The following is a 2,210-nucleotide window of genomic DNA, read 5'->3' on the forward strand; positions in this document are numbered from 1 at the left end:
TGCTTAAGCTTCGGTGCGCCTACCTTAACGGATCAATATCCGTTTGATGATCAAAAGCGCAAAACCGGGATGCTCCCGACAATTTTGGGGAAGTTAGAAAATAGCATTTCAGTTGATTATTAATAATTTATAACTCTGCAATTATACATTATTGGGCCAAGTTTAGCAATCTTTTCCTATCATTCAACACTTCTGAGCAGCGACCTTGCAACAAGAGTTGAGAGATCCCGAAGGATTTAAGAGTTATAAAGAAGTTCATCTTTGGCTATGGTTGATTAAAGGAATAGCCAGTAGTTACTCGGCTGTATATTCTTTATTTATAGGGAATTAAAAACTAAATTAAAAATTCCCAGACCTCGCAGTATTTCTCAGAAATCTACGGCAATTAATGAATTTAAGAATAACTTGCATCGACAGATAAAAGCTTTACTAGACAAAGCTTTACCTCAAGTAAATAAATATAAAAAAGTCACTTATTGGTGTAGTGATGAAACGCGGATAGGGCTGCATACAATTCGTCGGCGCAAGCTGACGCTTTCCGGCGTAAAGCCCATGGGGAAGCATCAATGGAAATTTGAGTGTTTTTGGCTGTATGGGGGAGTATCAATCGCTACTGGAAAGAGTTTTTTTTGGGAGTTTTCCCATTTAGACAAAGTTTGTTTTGGAGCATATTTACAACTTTTGTCAATACAATATCAGTCATCAATTACACATCATTCAAGTTGATAACGCACCTGCTCATAATTTGGACTCATCTGAATTACCAGACAATGTTATTTTACTATTTCAGCCTCCGGCTTGTCCCGAAGTAAATCCCACAGAAAGAGTGTGGGAATATCTGAAATATTTTTTAGCTTGGTCTGTGTTTAGTAATCTTGACGAACTCCGCACAAAAGTAAAGGAAATTTTGGCATCTTTCACCGATCGTGTCATTGGTTTTCTTACCGGATGGTCGTGGATTTTACATTCTTTATCTCTATCACATCTTTAAAAAAATGGTATTAGGCGACCTAAGCCTGTCGCCTATTTTCCAGTGGCTTAAAACTATACACAGCAAAAAACCGCTCTCTCTATGTTTGGCGACTGGAAGAACGGCTTTATTGCTGACTTACCCAAAAGTAAAATCATCATGTCCTACGATAATAACTCGAACAACGAGCAAACTTCAAGCACCCCCAAAAAATTTGATATCCGCGACCATCTGGACAAGCTGGAACCAGGCAAAGCCAAAAATTACTATATTTGCCCTGTTTGCGAGGGCCACAGCCTAGGGATTAACCACAAGAACGGTAAGTACCAGTGCTGGACAAACGCTTGCTCAACCGCTGATATTCGGGAAGCTATCCGGCCACTGGCTGAATTTTTAGCAGAGTGCAAAAAAGAGGACAATCCCGCGCCACAGGCAAAAAAAACCAAAAGCCAAAAAGAAGGGATACCTACCCGTACCAGTTCCGATCGGCGCGAAACTTTTGAGACTGCCTGCACCCGGAAAGCCACCTCGCACCGAACAACCCAAATACTTTCCCAAAGGCGTTCCCGACAGTGCCACACAAATTACCTACGCCTACAGCGACACTCAAAAGGTTTTGCGGTTTGATTGGCCCGATGCAAGTAAGCCAAAGGGACGCGACAAAACTTGCCGCCAAATTCACATAGACCCTAGCGGCAAGGAAGTCTGGAGCAAGGGTGATGCTCGCTGGCCAGCATATCGGATTGATGAAGTTATCGAACTACTAGAAGCACTACCAGACGGTGAACCCGTTCTCGTTCTGACTCTTGAAGGGGAGAACAACGTAGAACTTGCACGGGGTATCGGCATAGCAGCCCTGACTCTGCAAGGTTCCAATTGGAGTGACCCCGAAAATCAGATAATGCTCGAAACTCTGCAAGCGACAGGCAAAAACGTCAGTCTTGCAGTGTTGCGTGATAACGATGACGCGGGTATCAAGAAAAGTCAAGGAGTCTGGCTGGTTGCCCGTCACATCCGGTTCCCTTGTGTGGTTGTTGACCCGCGTGGCATTTACCCAGATATTCCAGAGGCGGGAGATATCCGAGAAATCTTGGAAGCCATAGATAGTGAGGAATTCATCCGGCTGGTAGAGGAAGCAGTCAACGACGCTGCAACGGAAGTATCAATACTTCGGACAGTTTTGGAACAGCGGCGCTCCGCGAGCAGAGCCAAAAACTCCCTGAGATTTTAACCGATAATC

At 43.8% G+C, this 2,210-nt stretch carries 2 protein-coding genes; both read left to right on the forward strand.

The genetic code is table 11. The features are described 5' to 3' along the window. Positions 1-661 precede the first annotated feature (661 nt). Complete coding sequence (locus QT973_RS26895) at positions 662-991, forward strand: hypothetical protein (RefSeq protein WP_333392567.1); 330 nt, start codon at positions 662-664, stop codon at positions 989-991. 478 nt (positions 992-1,469) lie between these two features. Next, on the forward strand, positions 1,470-2,201 hold the full coding sequence (locus QT973_RS26900; protein ID WP_333392569.1) for a hypothetical protein: 732 nt from the start codon (positions 1,470-1,472) through the stop codon (positions 2,199-2,201). The last annotated feature ends 9 nt before the right edge of the window (positions 2,202-2,210 follow it).

It is taken from the genome of Microcoleus sp. Z1_A1 (assembly GCF_036700305.1).
GTDB lineage: Bacteria > Cyanobacteriota > Cyanobacteriia > Cyanobacteriales > Microcoleaceae > Microcoleus.